Source organism: Protofrankia sp. BMG5.30 (genome assembly GCF_001983005.1).
Classification (GTDB): Bacteria; Actinomycetota; Actinomycetes; order Frankiales; family Frankiaceae; genus Protofrankia; species Protofrankia coriariae.
In genome coordinates this window covers 13,305-29,719 of record NZ_MOME01000056.1, presented here as the reverse complement: position 1 = coordinate 29,719, position 16,415 = coordinate 13,305, and the positions used below count along the sequence as shown (strand labels likewise).

General features: G+C 68.4%; 17 protein-coding genes. 15 read left to right on the top strand and 2 right to left on the bottom strand.

The window, feature by feature from the left end; translation table 11 throughout:
• The 15 genes from BL254_RS22585 to BL254_RS22515 form a co-directional block, all read left to right on the top strand.
• The coding region (locus tag BL254_RS22585; protein ID WP_175648450.1) for a universal stress protein at positions 1-94 on the top strand (94 nt) is incomplete at its 5' end.
• A gap of 415 nt (positions 95-509) precedes the next feature.
• Positions 510-1,571, top strand: a complete 1,062-nt coding sequence (locus BL254_RS22580; protein ID WP_076845038.1) for a zinc-binding dehydrogenase — start codon at positions 510-512, stop codon at positions 1,569-1,571.
• Positions 1,568-3,685 (top strand): ROK family protein, encoded by a 2,118-nt coding sequence (locus BL254_RS22575; RefSeq protein ID WP_083731313.1) that lies wholly within the window; start codon positions 1,568-1,570, stop codon positions 3,683-3,685. The genes BL254_RS22580 and BL254_RS22575 overlap by 4 nt, the downstream gene beginning before the upstream one ends.
• Positions 3,686-3,814: 129 nt before the next feature.
• A complete protein-coding gene (locus BL254_RS22570) occupies positions 3,815-4,342 on the top strand; it encodes an intradiol ring-cleavage dioxygenase (protein WP_047225172.1) in 528 nt (175 codons plus the stop codon).
• A gap of 136 nt (positions 4,343-4,478) precedes the next feature.
• On the top strand, positions 4,479-5,693 hold the full coding sequence (locus BL254_RS22565) for an aspartate aminotransferase family protein (protein ID WP_076845042.1): 1,215 nt from the start codon (positions 4,479-4,481) through the stop codon (positions 5,691-5,693).
• Between the two features lie 74 nt (positions 5,694-5,767).
• A complete protein-coding gene (locus BL254_RS22560) occupies positions 5,768-6,721 on the top strand; it encodes an inositol monophosphatase family protein (protein ID WP_076845034.1) in 954 nt (317 codons plus the stop codon).
• A complete protein-coding gene (locus BL254_RS22555; protein ID WP_175648449.1) occupies positions 6,718-7,647 on the top strand; it encodes a diiron oxygenase in 930 nt (309 codons plus the stop codon). Before BL254_RS22560 ends, BL254_RS22555 begins: the two co-directional genes overlap by 4 nt.
• Positions 7,648-7,743: 96 nt before the next feature.
• Positions 7,744-8,679, top strand: coding sequence for a hypothetical protein (locus BL254_RS22550; protein ID WP_200902578.1), 936 nt, complete (start codon positions 7,744-7,746; stop codon positions 8,677-8,679).
• The gene (locus BL254_RS22545; protein ID WP_076845030.1) at positions 8,676-9,701 is read left to right on the top strand and encodes a nitronate monooxygenase family protein; all 1,026 of its coding nucleotides are present in this window, start codon (positions 8,676-8,678) and stop codon (positions 9,699-9,701) included. The genes BL254_RS22550 and BL254_RS22545 overlap by 4 nt, the downstream gene beginning before the upstream one ends.
• The gene (locus BL254_RS22540; protein WP_047225168.1) at positions 9,694-9,939 is read left to right on the top strand and encodes an acyl carrier protein; all 246 of its coding nucleotides are present in this window, start codon (positions 9,694-9,696) and stop codon (positions 9,937-9,939) included. The genes BL254_RS22545 and BL254_RS22540 overlap by 8 nt, the downstream gene beginning before the upstream one ends.
• Before the next feature lie 55 nt (positions 9,940-9,994).
• On the top strand, positions 9,995-10,480 hold the full coding sequence (locus BL254_RS22535; protein WP_052914981.1) for an MOSC domain-containing protein: 486 nt from the start codon (positions 9,995-9,997) through the stop codon (positions 10,478-10,480).
• A 163-nt stretch (positions 10,481-10,643) separates the two neighbouring features.
• A complete protein-coding gene (locus BL254_RS22530; protein ID WP_254858429.1) occupies positions 10,644-11,510 on the top strand; it encodes a hypothetical protein in 867 nt (288 codons plus the stop codon).
• A 385-nt stretch (positions 11,511-11,895) separates the two neighbouring features.
• Positions 11,896-12,150, top strand: a complete 255-nt coding sequence (locus BL254_RS22525; protein ID WP_139342457.1) for a hypothetical protein — start codon at positions 11,896-11,898, stop codon at positions 12,148-12,150.
• Positions 12,147-13,040 carry a transglutaminase family protein gene (locus BL254_RS22520; RefSeq protein ID WP_254858427.1) on the top strand — a complete coding sequence of 298 codons (894 nt, stop codon included), beginning with the start codon at positions 12,147-12,149 and terminating at the stop codon, positions 13,038-13,040. Before BL254_RS22525 ends, BL254_RS22520 begins: the two co-directional genes overlap by 4 nt.
• A 160-nt stretch (positions 13,041-13,200) precedes the next feature.
• Entirely contained in the window at positions 13,201-13,461 is a 261-nt protein-coding gene (locus BL254_RS22515; RefSeq protein WP_139342456.1) for a hypothetical protein, read from the top strand.
• A 163-nt stretch (positions 13,462-13,624) separates the two neighbouring features.
• On the opposite strand, the gene BL254_RS22510 is transcribed toward BL254_RS22515, so the two are convergent.
• Positions 13,625-14,833 carry a cytochrome P450 gene (locus BL254_RS22510; RefSeq protein WP_047225166.1) on the bottom strand — a complete coding sequence of 403 codons (1,209 nt, stop codon included), beginning with the start codon at positions 14,831-14,833 and terminating at the stop codon, positions 13,625-13,627.
• Positions 14,834-14,964: 131 nt separating this feature from the next.
• Positions 14,965-16,056: a type III polyketide synthase gene (locus BL254_RS22505; RefSeq protein ID WP_047225165.1), complete on the bottom strand. Its 1,092-nt coding sequence runs from the start codon at positions 16,054-16,056 to the stop codon at positions 14,965-14,967.
• Positions 16,057-16,415 lie beyond the last annotated feature (359 nt).

Below are 16,415 nucleotides of genomic sequence, written 5' to 3'. Positions count from 1 at the left end.
CGGCCACGGCGGCTTCGCCGCGCTGCTGCTCGGCTCCACCGGCCACCAGTGCGTCCTGCACGCCGCCTGCCCGGTGGCCGTCGTACGCCCGTAGCTATCGAGCTCAGAGGCAGTTTCCGTCTGTCGGCAGGCTGTGGTTTCCGGGCCGGCCGTGCCACCGGGTTGGTGAAGAACGCCGCGCTGGAGCGCGAAAAGGCCGATGCGGGATCGGCGGCGGGTGACGGATTTTCCGGACGAATATGTGACCAGCGCCGACCGTCCGAGCGGAACGGGAACGTCGCGGCAAGCCGGGCAATTGCAACACCATCGTCGCACCGCTACGTTGACAGGCCCGGTTGTGAAACTATAGTGGACATTGACAGTCGAGTGACGAGAGTCACACGCCTGAGCCATATTGCCTGAGCCATATTGCCTGAGTCATTGCTTGAGCCATTGCTTGAGTCAGAGCCATTGCCTGAGCCACATGCCTGAGTCATACGACCTGCGGTCGTGGACTCCTGGGAGGCGCCGTGAAAGCACTGGTGTATCTGGGTTCCGGCTCCGTCGAGATACGAGAGCGTCAGTTTCCGGACATTGCCCGGCGTGACGACGTCCTGGTCAGAGTCACCGGGACGGGAGTCTGCGGTACCGATCGCAAGATTCTGCTCGGCCGCTTTCCAGCACGGCCTGGTGTGGTTCTCGGGCACGAGGCCGTGGGTGTGGTGGAGGCAACGGGGCCGGATGTCACAACGGTGCGGCCCGCCGACCGGGTGGTGGTCAACCCCACCCTGTTCTGCGGCGGCTGCCCGCCCTGCCGGCGTGGGGCGACCAATTTCTGCCAGCACAAGCGAGGAACGGAGGTCGGTGTCGACCGCGACGGCACGTACGCCGACTACGTCGTGCTGCCGGAACGCTTCACCGAACGGCTTCCGGAAGGCATGAGGTTTCGTCAGGCCGTGCTGGTGGAGCCGCTGGCCTGTGTGCTCAACAACGTCCTCGCGGCGGACGTCTCCTTCGGCGACACCGTGGCCGTGCTCGGCGCGGGGCCGATCGGCGTGCTGACGGGCCTGGTCGCGGCGCGACGGGCACGGCGGGTGGTGGTCGTCGAGTCCGACCCGTACCGGCTGGCGACGGCCAAGGCGGCCTTCACCCATGTCGTGGACGGCGGGGGAGCGGATCCGACGGACACCGTGGTGGCGGCGGGCGACGGACAGCGGCCCGAGGTCGTGTTCGACACGACGGGCACGGCCGTGGAGCGGGCGTTGCGCCTGGTGGCCGACGGGGGGCGGGTCGTGGGGATGGGTTTCGACGCCACCTACTCGACGCTGATGACACCGATGTACCTGACCAGCCACGGCATCAGCCTGATCGGGGCGGGGGACTACCGGGCCGATGTCTTCCCCGTCGCTGTCGACCTGGCCCGTGAACTGCCGCTGGAGTCCCTGGTGACGCACGAGTTCCCGCTCGAGCGCCACCAGGACGCCTTCGGTCTGCTGGCCTGGAGGGAGGCGGGATACGGCGCGATGAAGGTCGTCATCCGGTCCGACCCGGCGCCCGTGGGGGCGGACGGCTGGCCTGCGAGCGACCGATGAGCACGCGCGGCCCGCTGTACGGCTCGGTGGAGTCAGGCGGAACAAAGATGCTGTGCCTGCTGGGGACGGGCCCCGACGACGTCGCCGCCCACATGCGCTTCCCTACCGGGGAGCCGGGGCCGACGCTTGCCCGGGTGGTCGCGTTCTTCCGGGAGGCCACGGCCGATCACGGGCCGCCGGCCGCGGTGGGCGTCGCGTCCTTCGGCCCGCTGGAGCTGCGCCGCTCCCACCCCCGGTACGGGTTTGTTACGAACACGCCCAAACCCGGCTGGAGCAACGTGGACGTCCAGGGCAGGCTCGCGCGTGAGCTGGGTGTTCCCGTGACGATCGACACCGATGTCAACGGGGCCGCGCTGGGCGAGGGCCGGTGGGGCGCGGCACGTGGGCTGGAGACCTTCGTGTACATCACGGTCGGTACCGGGGTCGGCGGTGCGGCGGTTGTCGGCGGCCGGCCGGTGCGCGGGCTGGTGCACACCGAGATCGGCCATGTGGCGGTGGCGCGGCAGCCGGGGGACGGGTTCGCGGGCAACTGCCCCTTCCACGGGGACTGTCTGGAGGGCATGGCGAGCGGACGGGCGGCCGCCGCCCGCTGGGGGCGGCCGGCGGAAGAACTCGCCGGTCAGGAGCTTCGCAGGGCGGTCGAGCTGGAGGCGGCCTATCTGGCCGAGGGGCTGCGCAACGTCGTCTACTGCACCGCGCCCGAGCGGATCGTGATCGGGGGCGGGATGTCGGTGCTGCCGGGACTGTTCCCCCTGGTACGGGCCGAGTTGGCGAAGCGGCTCGCCGGGTATCCGGGCCTGCCGGAACAGGAGGCGGACGACTTCGTCGTACCAGCCGCGCTCGGTTCGATGGCAGGCCCGGCGGGCGGCCTCGTCCTGGCTGCCCGGGCCGCGACCATCGCACGCCAGGACGGAGCGTCGCCGGACGACACGTCGCCGGACGCCGCCGCGGCAGACGCTGCCCAGAACCGCGCGAATGTCGCCCAGAACCGCGTGTACGCGGACCGGCCTCGTCACGAGGAGAACCGGACGCACGGCAGGCGAACGGGTGAGACGGCGATCAGCGATTCCGTCCGTCTCGAGACCGACGTCCGTGCCTGGCTGCTCCACGACGCGCTGCCGGGTGACAGTGTGCGGCACGCGCGTCCGCTTCCCGGCGGGTACACCAACGAGTCGATCATGCTGACAACCCGTAGAAACGAGCGCTATGTCCTGCGTCGTTACGGTTCGGGCGGAGGCGGGACGGCGGTGCGGCGCAACCCCTGCGAGGTGGAGGCCGCCCTGCTGACGCGGCTGCGCGGCCGGGTCCCGGTGCCCGAACTCGTGGCCGCGGACCCGGACGGCCGGGCGACGGGCCGCCCGGCCCTCGTCTACCGTTTCGTCCAGGGCGTCATGCTGTCCGGGCCGCTGGCGGATGCCTCTCCGGAGGGTGCGGATTCCCTGGGCCGGGAGGTCGGCGCGGCACTGGCCCGCATCGGCATGTTCGCTCTGCCCGGGCCGGGATACTTCGAGGAAGCCTCGCTCGTGCCCCGGCCGGCGAGGCGGGATGTCACGAGTGATCTGCCGGAATTCGTGGAGAGGCGCCTCTCGGCGGCGCGGCACCCGGACGGACGGCCCGGCGGCACCGGTCGCGCCGCGCAACGCCTCAGCTCCTCCGACGTGGCGACGCTGCGGTGGCTGGCCGAGAGGAGCGCGCGGCCGTGCGCCGCCGTGTGCGGCCAGCGCAGCCTCGTCCACAACGACTTCAACCCGAAGAACGTGCTGGTCGAGCGGCGGGGTGACGACCGCTGGCAGGTGGCCGCGGTGCTCGACTGGGAACTGGCCTTCAGCGGTTCGCCGCTGGTGGACGTCGGCAACATGCTGCGCTTCGCCGACGACTACCCGACGGCCTTCTCCCGGGGGTTGACGGACGCCTTCCAGGCCGGCGGCGGTCTGCTGCCACCGGACTGGCCGCGGATCAGTCGTGCCCTCGATCTCTTCGCGTTGACGGACATCCTGACCCGTCCCCCGGACGACGACCTGTTCGCCCGGGCCCGGGTCGTCATGCTGCGCCACGCGGCCCACGAGAGAGGGCTCCGCCGTTCCCCTTCCAACCAGATCTCGCCGTTCATCTGACCCGTTCACGCGTCGCGCGCGCCTCGATCGAGATCGAACGGCGGACGGCGGACGGCGGACGGCTTCCTGTATCGCTCCGCGAAAACTCCGTGAGGCGTTTCTCGCGTCGATCACCGAAGGAGTTCCAAGATGGCGGAAACAGTGCGGGGACAGGAGCTCCTGATCCCGACACCCGAATGCAGGTGCAACGGCACACCGCCGACTCCCGAACAGACCGAGGGGCCGTACTACAAGCCCTGCACCCCGTACAAGACAAACTTCCGCAACGATGTCGGGACCGGTACGCCCATGGTGCTGTCCGGCCGTGTCGTGGGGCTGGACGGAAAACCAGTCGGCGGTACGCTGCTGGACTTCTGGCAGGTCGGCGACGAGGGTGTGTACGACGAGGAGGGCTTCACCCTGCGCGGACACCAGTTTGCTGACACCGCGGGGAACTGGCGGCTGGAAACCGTCCTGCCGGCCGTCTACCCGGGCCGCACCCGCCACGTCCACGTGAAGGTGCAGCCGCCCGGCGGCGCGGTGCTGACGACGATGCTGTACTTCCCGGGAGAGCGCAGAAACCGTCTGGACAGGCATTTCCGGCCGGAATGCCTCATGAACGTCCGCGAGACGGCGGAGGGCTGGGAAGGGAGTTTCACCTTCGTTCTTCCCGTCTGAGTGCGGCCACGAGGCCGGCGGAATCGCGCCGGATGAACTCCGGCATTCGACGGCCGTCGCCCACACCAAGGGGGCGGTAAGTTTGTACGACACGCGGCGAATCCAGGACCTGCTCCACCACCAGGTCAGCGACTACATGATGCACCACGGTGACGGCATCTACCTGTACGACACCGAGGGCAGGGCGTACATCGACTGTGCCTCCGCCACCTTCAATCTCAGCCTCGGCTACAGCCACCCCGAAATCATCAAGGCCATCCGTGAGCAGGCCGATCTACTGATCCACGCCACCTCGACGTTCCAGACCAGGCCCGTCGACGAACTCGTCCGCAGGCTTGTCGCGGTGTCACCGCCGAACCTCACGCGGGTGCACCTGAAGGTGTCGGGGGGTTCCACCGCGAACGAGGGCGCGGTGAAGATGGCACAGGTCCACACCGGCCGCCGTGACGTGATCACCCTGTTCCGCAGCCACCACGGCCAGACCCTGCTGACGACGGCGATGTCCGGGGAGGCGTTCCGCAGGGAGCCGTTCCCGCTGCTCGTCCCCGGGGTCGTCCATGTCCCCGACCCGTACTGCCGGCGCTGCTTCTACCGGCAGCGGCCGGACACCTGCGGTCTGCTGTGCGCGGAACGGATCAACGACTTCATCGATCACGCGTCCTCGGGGAGTGTCGCCTGCGTCGTCGTCGAACCGGTGTCCGGCTCCGGCGGCAACATCGTGCCACCGGACGGATACCTGGCGGCGCTGCGCCGCATCTGCGACGAGCGGGGCATCGTCCTGGTCTTCGACGAGGTCCAGACCGGTATCGGCCGCACCGGGCACATGTTCGCCGCGGACCACTTCGATGTGCGGCCCGACATCATCACCACGTCCAAGGGGCTGGGCGGTTCCGGAGCCCAGGTCGCGGCGATCCTCACCAGCGAGGAGTTCTCCGGGCTCGGCGGTGAGTTCCACTCGTTCACGTACGGCGGCAACCTCCTGGCGGCGGCGGCCGCCGCCAGGACCCTCGAGATCGTCTCCCGGCCCGCCTTCCTGGCGAACGTCCGCGCGGTCGGGGCGCACATCATGCGGCGGCTGCGCGGCATGGCCCAGCGGTACCCCTGCGTCGACGACGTGCGGGGACTGGGCCTGATGATCGGAATCGAACTCACCGACCGTGATGGCCAGCCCGCCACCTCGCTGACGCGGCATCTCGCGCGCAGCGGCATGGAGCACGGCCTGATCCTGCGCACCTCCCGCTACGGACGCGGAAACGTGCTGAAGATACGGCCGCCTCTGATCATCACAATCGAGGAGGCGGACCTGCTCTGCGACCGCCTGGAGACCCTCGTCGCCCAGGAGGCGCAGTGACCCTCGTCGCCTGGAGAGGCGCGGCGACGGACGTCGCCTGGAGAGGCGCAGTAACGAACGGCAGGAGGGCCCGGATGGACGATCACGGGTGGCAGGGCTGGCGGGAGTACCTGCTCGGCCTCGCCCGGCTGGTGCGCGGCGAGATCACCGCGGGCCGAGCCCTGACGGAGAACCGCGGCGTACGCGGCCACTCGCCCGGTGGCGACGCCCAGTTCGGGATCGACGACGTGGCCGAGCGCGCCGTGTGGAAGTACGTCGTCGAGCGGGACCTGCCCATGGCCGTGTTCTCCGAGGACCGCGGCCTGCGCGAGCACGGCCGTGCCCCACGGCACCTGCTGGTTGTCGACCCCATCGACGGCACCCGCTCCGCCGTGGCCGGGCTGGAGTCCGCCACCGTCGCCGTCGCCGTCGCCCGCCTCACCGCGTGTCCCCGGATCGCGGACGTGCGGCACGCGCTGCTGATGGAGTGGARGACCGGTGCCTGCCTGTACGCCGAGAGGGACACCCCCGGGGTGGTCGCGCACGGGTACGACCACCCCGTGCCCGCCCCGACCCGCACCACGGACCCGTCACGGATGTTCTGGTCGCTGGAGTTCAACGGGCACCCGGCCCGGCTGATGACCGAGGCATACGGACATCTCATCGACCTGTCGGCCAACACGGGGGGCGTGTTCGTCTTCAACAGCGCCACCTACTCCATCTCCCGCCTGATCACCGGGCAGCTCGACGCGTACGTCGACATCGGCAACCGCCTGCTGCGGGACGACCCCGCGTTGCTCGGCGAGTTCCAACGCGTGGGCAACGGACGCGTGCTGCACCTGTTCCCCTATGACATCGCCGCCGCCGTCCTGCTGGCCGAGAAGGCCGGCATCGTCATCACCGACGCCTACGGGCAGCCGCTGGGCGACACGGCCCTGACCGACCTGGACGTCACCAACCAGCGGTCCTGCGTGGCCGCCTCCACCCCGCAACTGCACAGGAAACTGCTCGACAGCATCGCCTGGCCCGTCCGGAAGGAGCCGGCATGACCTCGAATATTTCGGATACATCGAACATTTCGAATACCTCGGGCACCTTGTGTGCCGCGGATATCACGGATGCCGGGTTCCAGCGGCTTCTCGACCGCCTCTCGGCCAGGGCCAGCAGCGACTACTACAACCCGTACACCACGTTCGACTGGCCACCGAGTCTGCCCGCGGACGAATTCTGGTTCTCGCCCGAACTGCTGTCCGTGCACGGGACGCAGTATGCCGAGAATCTCGCCCCCGCCCAGCTGCGCGCCCTCAGCCGCTGGGAGAGCRTCAACTTCTACAGCCTGAACGTCCACGGAATCAGGGAACTGCTCATCGAGGTCATGCGCCGGGTCCACACGCCCGGCTTCGAGACGCCGTCCGAGTTCTTCCACCACTTCATGGGTGAGGAGAACGAGCACATGTGGTTCTTCGCCACCTTCTGCCTGAAGTACGGCGGGCGAATTTACCCCAGCAAAAAACTGGGGCCGGCCGCTCCCGCCCAGGACCCGCGGCGGGAGAACTTCCTGGTGTTCGCCCGCATCCTGCTGTTCGAGCAGATCGTCGACCACTACAACGTGCACCTGGCCGCCGACGACCGGCTGCATCCCACCATCCGGCAGCTGAACCGGATTCACCACCAGGACGAGAGCCGCCACATCGCCTTCGGAGCACGGCTGGTCCAGCTGCTGTGGGAGCGGCTGCTGGCGGCCGGGCTGGACGCCGAGGACCGTGCGGCCGTCAGCCACTACCTCGCCGACTACCTCAGCGCCAGCATGGCCTCGTTCTACAACCCCGCCGCCTACCGCGACACCGGGATCTCCGACGGATTCGCGCTCCGCGGGCGGCTGCTGAACCATCCCGCCCGTCGCGCCGCCCACGAGCGCGTACTGCGCAAGAGCACGGACTTCCTCACCAGGATCGGCATCCCCCTCGCGCTGTGAGCAGACCACCACCGCCGGGCCGCCGGCCACCACCGTCGGCGCGCCACGCGCCCGGCATCCTTCCCGCCATCCACCAGACAGGCCCTAGGGAGGACGATGTCCCGCACCGAGTCCCACACCGGCGGGTCCCACACCGGCGGGTCCCACACCGGCGGGTCCCGTACCGAGCACACCACTGTGCCCGCCGGCTCTCCCGCGGCCTGGTCCGCGTGCGACGGTCTGGCCTGTCTGGGCGGGGCGGCGACCTCGCTGCTGCGCACCCTCGACGACGTCTTCGCGGGCTGGGGCACCGCCCGCGGTGCCGAGCCGATGACGCTCCCGCCGTTGCTGCCGGCCGCGGCCCTCAGAGAACTGGACTACTTCCACAACTTCCCGCATCTCGGCAGCGTCGTCAGCGGCATCAGACCGGACCGCCTCGACCACTACGGTGCGGGGAAGGCGGTCGTCCCGATCCCCGCCCAGGATCTCAGCGATGCCACCTACCTGCTGCCGTCGGCCACCTGCTACGCGGGGTTCCTGCACTTCACCGGCACCGAGCTCGCCGGACCGGCGACCCTGGTGACCATGGCGTCCCGCTGTTTCCGCAACGAGGAGCACTACGACGGCCTGCGCCGCCTGTGGGGCTTCACCATGCGGGAGATCGTCTGTCTCGGYTCCCGCGAGGCGGTCCAGGCGCACCTCGACAACCACCACCAGGAGATCGCCGCCTTCGCCGCGCGCCTCGGGATCGAGCTGCGCCGCGTCCCCGCGACCGATCCCTTCTTCCAGAAGGACGGATCGCGTGCGGTGATGCAACTCCTCGCGCCGGTCAAGGAGGAGTATGCAAGCCGGGACGGCACGGCGGTGGCCTCGTTCAACCACCACCGGAACTTCTTCGGGGAACGCTGCGCCATCCAGTACGCGGGACGGCCCGCGTTCACCGGGTGCGTCGCCTTCGGCCTGGAACGCTGGCTGCACGTCCTGGACGAACGCTTCGACGGGGACCTCGTCGCGGCCCGAGACGCGGTCCTGAAGGCGGGAGCCGTCCAGTGACCGCGCCGAGCCTGCCCGTGCTCCCCGGCCGGCTGGGACGGGCCCTCGGGCTCACCCTGCCTCTGCTCCAGGCCGGGATGGGTGGCATCGCGGGACCCAGGCTGTGCGCCGCGGTGTCCCGCGCGGGCGCCGGCGGCGTACTCGCCCTCTACAGGGAACCGCCAGCCCAGGTGAGCCGTCTTGTCACCGCCACCGCCCGGACGACCACACGTCCGTTCGGCGTCAACCTCATCCCGGAGGTGGCGGGCCCGGCCACCGCCCGCGCCCAGCTCGACGCCGCACTGGACAGCCTGCCCGGGCACGCCTTCGTGACCTTCTACGGGCTCCCCGACCCGGACCTGCTGACCGCGTCCGCCGGAGCGGGGCACCCGACGGTGGTTCAGGTCGGCACCGAGGCCACCGCCGAGCGGGCGCTGGAACGCGGCGCCACCATCGTCGTCCTACAGGGCAGCGAAGCGGGCGGTCACCTGCTCGGTGACCTGCCCGCCCTGCCCCTGCTGCGCGCGGTACGGAAACGCCACGCGGACGCCGTCCTCGCCGTGGCCGGCGCAGTGGCGACCGGGGCCGACCTCGCCCGTGCCATCGAGGAGGGCGCGGACGGTGCCATGGCCGGCACCGTCTTCGTGGCCACCCATGAATCGGAGGCCCATCCGCTCTTCAGACGCCGGATCGTCGCGGCCGCGGCCACGGAMACCGTGGTGACGACGCGCTATGACATCGGATGGCCGCACCGGCCCCACCGGGTGCTGCGCAATGCCCTGACCGACTCCGAACAACGGCTTCCCGCCCGATTCGTCGCGACCGTCACGACGGCGGACGGCGGGCGCCTGCCCGTCCCCCGGTACAGCGCGACCGCGCCGTCGGTGCGCGTCGAGGGCCAGGTCGAGGACATGGCCATGTACTGCGGCCGCTCCTGCGAGCGGGTCACGGCCGTCGAACCGGTAGCTGCCCTGCTGGCCCGCTTCCGTACCGAATACGCCCTTGCCGTCCGTGACGCGCGGGGAATGACAGCCCATGCATGACACACTCAAGCCGATCGTCGACTGGTTGCGTGAGCGCAACCCGGAGTTCGACGAGATCCCTCCCGATCTCGATCTCATCGAGAACCGCCTTGTCGACTCGCTCGGCTTCATGGAGTTCATCCTGCTGCTGGAGGACGTCGTGGGCCGCGAACTACCCGTCACCGAACTGAGCGTCGACCAGTTCCGCACGCTCGACACCATCGAGGAGAACTTCTTCGGCGGGGAACGGAGCTGGTGAACACGAGCAGGCGCCACTGAACGTGGGAAGGTGCCACTGAATGTGGGAAGGTAGCGTGGTCTCGCTTCACGTCGCGCCCGCCCATGGCGCGCCCATGACAGAGGTCGGCGAGGTGCTCGCGGTGGCCGGCCGCGGCCTGATGGGGGACCGCTATTTCCGCTACTTTCACGACGGAGCTGCCGGCGGGCCGTCCCGGCACGTCATCGGCCGCTCCTCCGGCGTCTGCGAGATCTCCTTCATCGACGTCGATGCCCTCACGGCCCTGAAGCACGACCACGGTGTCTTTCTCGCCTCGGGAGAAGCCCGCCGCAACGTGGTCTGCCGCGGTGTTCCCCTCGACCAGCTGGTGGGCCAGGAACTCACCGTTGGCGCCGACGTCCGTGTGCGCGGCACGGCTCTCAGCGAGCCGTGCGCTCGCCTGGAACGGCTCACCCGACCGGGTGTGCTGCGCGGACTCCTCCACCGCGGCGGCCTTCGCGCGATGATTGTCAGCGGGGGAGTCCTACGAATCGGGGACCCCGTACGGCTGGGCCGCCTCTGACGGAACCGTGCCTGTCGCGTGCRCCGGCTCCCCGACCGGTGCCGATTCCTTTGTGTCTTCTGTGTCTTCCGCTGTGTCTTCCTCTGCGCCCTCCTCACTCGGCCGGTACATGCCGGGTACACACTGCCGCGTTCGATATGCTCGTGAGGTGTCCAGCCGAGGGGTGTCGGCGGGTGCCGCGCACCGCGCGGAGGAACTGGTTGCCGTCGCCCGTGACGACCCGGCGCGGCGTCTCCGGCTCGCCGCGCAGTTCTACGACCGGCGTGTCGCGACCCGGAGCATCCGACCCTATCGGCGTGCCGAAATAGCTTTCATGCGTTGGCAGATCCAGCGCGGACTGCTGGCATCCGCCAGCGCCGCGACGCCCGGCAGCCCGTGGTGGCGGGCCGTGAACGAGTCCCTGCTCCGCGACACGGTCGAGGCAGACCTGCTGTCCAAGGGCGCGTCCGGCGAGCCCAGCACGACCGCGGTGCGGCACTGGCTGGCGTTTCTGTGGCGCCCCGCTCCGGAAGCCTGGTACCGCGCGCACAACGCCAGCATCGTGGCCGGCTACCTGAACAACCGCGGGCTCGTCGCGCTCGAGACGCCGCTCGAACGGTTCTTCATGGACGTCGCGCTACTGCGCGTCCTCTACGCGCACAGCCTGCTCAGGCGCCCCAAACTGGCACTCGGCAGRCTCGCCGTGCTCGGCGCCCTCCTGGGCGATCCGCGCCGCCGGGCGGCCGACCTCTTTCTGTCCCTCCAGAACGTCCTCCCCGACAGGTACCCCTTGGAGGACCTGACGATCGAGACGGTACTCGCCCAGGAGAACCGCCTTGCCCGCATTTTCGACTACGGTATTATTTCCACCCGCATCGAGCTGCTGTACCGCTACGCCGCCGCCGATCTCGACGAGCCGCGGGTGTCCACACTCTGCAACGGGCAGTGCCCGGTCTACGCCTGGCCGTACGAGTACTGCCACGTCTGGCAGACCAACCGATCCCAGTTCGGCATCGCGTTCATACGCGCGCTGCTCGGCCCGTCGCACTGACCCGGCCCCGTTTGAAAAGAGAGTGTGCGATCGCCCAGCGGCCTCGGCCGGGGTTCTCCAGCCGGGCGTCCTGCGAGGGYGACTGTTGAGATCGGTCGCCTGTACGTCGTCAGCGTTACGGCTGTCCCATAATCCGTACTTCCGTGACCAGGTGATGTGGACCAGGGAAACCCTGTATGCGGCCTGATCCACGAAAATATCTGTGGGATGCGCTGCGCACACGTCGATCCCTGGGAATCGACGCGCTCGTCAATGTGATCCCCCTGGGTGTCTCGCATATGATAACCTGTCAGCAGGCTGATGATTTTGTGAATATTGACATGGTGTCGATGTGGTTGTCGGTCGTTGTCATCCGGCGGGGTACCGTCGGGGTGAGGTGGCCGTCGTGACGGCGCACCAGACTTTTTCTGTTCTCGACCGCGTCGATCTCGACCGGTTCGACGATGATGGCGGGGCTCCCGACCGGCTGTCCTTCACCCCATCCGTGCCGGGCACCCGGCCCTGGATCCGCCTGCTGGTGATTCCGCCCGACACCGCATCCGAGCATGCGCGCGAGATGYTCCGGTTGGCCGGCACCGGCTCGCCAGCCGGTTCGACGGACGAGATCCTGTGCACTGCCGGGGTGGCGTCCCTTACGTGACCGACGTGCAGTCAGCAAGTAACCGACCGTCCGTGTATCCCGGCGGGGCGATCGAGCGAGTGGTCAGTTGCGACCTCACCTTCGATGTCGGGGAACCTGCGGACGTCGCCCTCCACATCGCCGCGGCCAACGGTCGGGTGGTCCGTGCCGAGCGGCTCGACGTGACGATTGACAGGAGGGTGCTCCCGGCCGCGATCGAGCTGGCCACACCGCACGGTGGTCGACTGCATCTTCTGCGCACACCCCCGGGAATCCTGTCCGTGTCCTACCGGGCTGAACTCGCCGCTCCACCTGCCACCGCCGGACAACCGGCCGCAGCCATCCGCGGTGGCCTGCCTGGCCTGCCTGGCCTGGAGCAGTTGACCTACCTGCGGGCGAGCCGCTACTGCCCGTCGGACCACGATGTCGGGTTCGCGGTCGCCGAGTTCGGCGGCCTGCCACCCGGACGGCCCCAGGTGGAGGCGATCACACAGTGGATTCACAGCCGGGTGGGTTATGTTCCGGGTTCCACCAACGTCCACAGCTCCGCCGATGACGCGCTGCTCACCGGGCAGGGAGTATGCCGCGATTTCGCCCATCTCGGGATCACCTTGTGYAGGGCTCTCCAGATACCGGCGCGCTTCGTCGCTGTGTACGCACCCGGCCTGACTCCGATGGATTTCCACGCCGTCTTCGAGGCATGGTTCGACGGCGCGTGGTGGACCTACGACGCCACCTGCCGAGCCCCCCGGGAGGGCATGGTCCGCATCGCAACCGGTCGCGATGCGGCTGACACGGCCTTCGTCAACGTCCTGCGAGGCATCGTCGCCCTCCAGTCGACGGAGGTGACCGCGACGGTCACCGGCCTGCTCCCCATCGACGACAACCTCGCCCCCCACCGGCTCTGCTGATCGCGGGCCAGGACCTGCCCGGGGGAGCAGACCCAGCCGATCACTGCCGTTGGTGATCAGGGGCACTGGCTGCCTGGGCGGTCCGAACGGTCTGCGATCGCTGTCAGGGGCAGAGCACTGACGACGGGTGGGCCTACCCACACAGGAAGCAAAGATCGCTATGAAWGATCCAAACCGGCTTGACGCAATCGCCTCACGAATGCTCACCGCGCAGCGGGCCACCCGTGGCGCTCGCCATCTCGCCAATGCGGCGATCGAACTCGGGGAACCGGTGGAGACCGCCAGTGTGGCGATCGTCCTCAACGAGTACCGTCAGGCGTACCGCGAGGTCCACAGTGTGCTCACCAGCGGCGATCCAGCCGACATCCTCTACCTGGTAGCGCACATGGACCCCACCCTGACCAGCGGCTCCAGCGCCTGACGTCGGACGAGGCTCCGGCGAAGCGTTCCAGCCCGGATTCACCGGGAACGGTCTCGTCCTGGCACAGCCAGCTGAAGAGGACCGGCCGCGCCTGTCCCCGCGCGCGGACAGCAGGCCGATGGTGAGCGCACCGTATGGCGTCGCAGGGGCTCCCGGGCTGGCTTTACCAGGCGACCGGCAGCGCGAGCGGGTAACGCCAGATGGACACCCTGTTCCACCGCACGTCCTGCGCGGGTACAGCCAGTCGCAGTCCGGGGAAACGGGTGAGCAGTGTGCCAATGGAGACCTGGAGCGTCATGCGCGCCAGATGGGATCCGAGGCAGTGGTGGCTGCCGTATCCGAAGGTCATGTGCGGGACGGGATCCTTCCGTCCGAAGTCGAGTTCGTCGGCGCGGTCGTAGACCAGTTCGTCGCGGTTGGCGGTCAGATACGACACGTGCACGGTGTCACCGGCCCTGACGGTGACACCGTCGAAGTCGACGTCATCCAGGGCCACCCGCGGAATGCCGACGCCCTGACGGAACGGGATGTACCGGAGCAACTCCTCGATGGCCTGCGGCAGTATTTCGGGATGGGCACGCAGCTGGCCAAGCTGTACGGGGTGCGTCAGCAGCGTGTAGACGATGTTGCTGATGTTGTACGTGGTGGTGTCGTGACCGGTGACCAACAGGAGCATGGCCAGCACGGCCAGTTCCTCCTCGTTGAGCATCTCGCCACCGATCTGTGCGGTGGCGAGCGCGCTGACCAGGTCGTCGCCGGGGACACGGCGGCGTTTTGCGGTCAGCTCGGCGAAGTAGGCCCGCAGTTCCGCCTTTGCTTTCACCGCCGAAGTCTGGTCGACGGCGCTCATGGACATCATGGCCGAGGCACACCGGCGAAGTTGGGGCCGGTCCGCTTCGGGGATGTCCATCAGCGCGCAGATCGTCATGAGCGGCAGCCGGCCCGCCAGATGATCGGCGAGATCGGCCGGCGCGCCGTTCCTGGCCATTCTGGTCAGCAGTTCGTCCGTGCTCCGCTGGGTCCAGGGCCGCAGTTTCTCGACTTGGCGCGTGGTGAACGCCTTGAGAATCAGAGCACGCACTCTGTTCAGCGCGGGCGGATCCATGAGATTGATCGATTCGGACTGCGCGATGGGGGCAGGCGTGATCCGTGGGAAGTCCCGCCCGATCAGCGCGGCCCGGCTGAAACGCCGGTCCGCGGTGACTGTCCGCACGTCCGCATCGCGGGTGACCAGCCAGCAGTCGCCTTCCCCGTAGGGCATCCGGACGCGGGTGACGGGGGCCTCGGCCCGCATTCGGGTCATGAAGGGGTCCGGTTCCAGGGCGTCGTCGTGCCGGAACGGACACGTCGGCGCGGAGTTCGAGACGGACATCCCACAACCACCTTTCAGTAGGAAACTGTGATCGACATGTCCGGCGTCGACCATGCTGCCCGGGGAACGCGAGACAGTCGATGAAAAGCCCGCGGTGGCGTCCGGTCCGGATCGGAGCGGCCGGTCCAAACTCAGGCCCGCTCTCCGACCCGGTCCGCTCTCTTTACTGTAAGGGGGTCTGTCTGCCAGCGCCCGACCGACATCTCAGCCGTGATCCCGGGGCCGAAACCCGCCAGAATACCGCATCCACCGTTCGGAACCGTGCCTTCGGTGAAGATTCGCCGAAGGGCGTCGAGTACGACGGCGCTCGCGATGTTCCCGTACTCGGTGAGCGTCGCCCTGCTGTGGCGAAACTCGTTGGGTGCAACATCGAGAAAACGGCTCAGGTCGTCCAGAATCCGGGGCCCRCCAGCGTGGACCACGTAGAAGTCCAGCAGTGACGCGTTCCAGCCGTTCTCTTCTGCCAGGTCTCGCAGGACCGGCGCCAGCGGTTCCATGGTCTTCGGGACGCGTCGGTCGAGCTGGAAATGAAAGCCGGTGGCCTTCACAGCGTAGGAAATCCATTGCTCGGTGTTCGGTATCAGGTAGGAACCGGTCCTTTCMAGGCGCATGCCCGTCCCTCCGGAGGCGCGCACCACAGCAGCCGCCACGGCGTCACCGAACAGGCCGTTCGACAGCAGGTTGCCGATCTCGACATCGGTGGGCTGGTAGCAGAGCGAGCAGAACTCGCAGGCCACGATCAGAGCGTTTGACCCGGGATGGGCGGTGCAGAAGTCAAATGCGCGGTTTATCCCTGCTCCGCCAGCCGCACAGCCCAGCTGGGCAATGGGGAGCTGGCGTGTCTCCGGTCTGAATCCGAGCTTGTTGATGAGCCAGGCCGTCAGTGACGGCATCATGAACCCGGTACAGGACAGGTACACTATCATGTCGATATCGACAGGCGACATCTCCGCATTTCGAAGCGCGCGGTGCACGACGTCCGGAACCCGCGCCCGGGCCTCTTCCGCATAGATGTGGTTTCTGGTCTCAAAACCTGGATGCTTCAGTGTCTCGTCAATCGGACGAACAATGTGGCGTTTGACGACGCCGGTGTTACTTATGAGGCGCAGGGCGAGGGGGAGAGCGGGGTGATCTCTGTGCAGACGCTGAGCCAGTTCAAGAGTCTCACCCATGGTCAGGATATTTTCTGGAACCGCGACAGCCGGTTCACACAGAACAGGCATCAGCAGATTCTCCTTCAGCGCACAGGAGCCGTGGGAGGCTGTATCGTGGACGAAGCCGAGTGGTCTCCGCCCACGGTTCGACCGGTTGTGCTACTACTGCTGTCGGGCGGCGACTGAATGTGGCTGGCGCGGGCCRTGGCCGTCCGGTCAGGGGCGACAGGTCAGTGCCCGAAGGCCGCGGAAAGCGCACCGATCGGACCGGGTTTCACCGGGAAGCAGGACTTATCAGGACATTTCGTGTCGCGCATGGGGACGACGGACGCCCGAGYGGGCCCCGCGTGGAGAACGCCCAGTCCCGACGGCCTCCCAGCAGCCGCCTGCGGGCAACAGGGACAGACCCACGGAAAATACTGACTGTT

Bases quoted from the DNA above. Each gene is read 5' to 3' on its own strand.
- BL254_RS22570 (WP_047225172.1), top strand. From the start codon at position 3,815: ATGGCGGAAACAGTGCGGGGACAGGAGCTCCTGATCCCGACACCCGAA.
- BL254_RS22510 (WP_047225166.1), bottom strand. From the start codon at position 14,833: ATGTCCGTCTCGAACTCCGCGCCGACGTGTCCGTTCCGGCACGACGAC.
- BL254_RS22575 (WP_083731313.1), top strand. From the start codon at position 1,568: ATGAGCACGCGCGGCCCGCTGTACGGCTCGGTGGAGTCAGGCGGAACA.
- BL254_RS22565 (WP_076845042.1), top strand. From the start codon at position 4,479: ATGATGCACCACGGTGACGGCATCTACCTGTACGACACCGAGGGCAGG.
- BL254_RS22540 (WP_047225168.1), top strand. From the start codon at position 9,694: ATGCATGACACACTCAAGCCGATCGTCGACTGGTTGCGTGAGCGCAAC.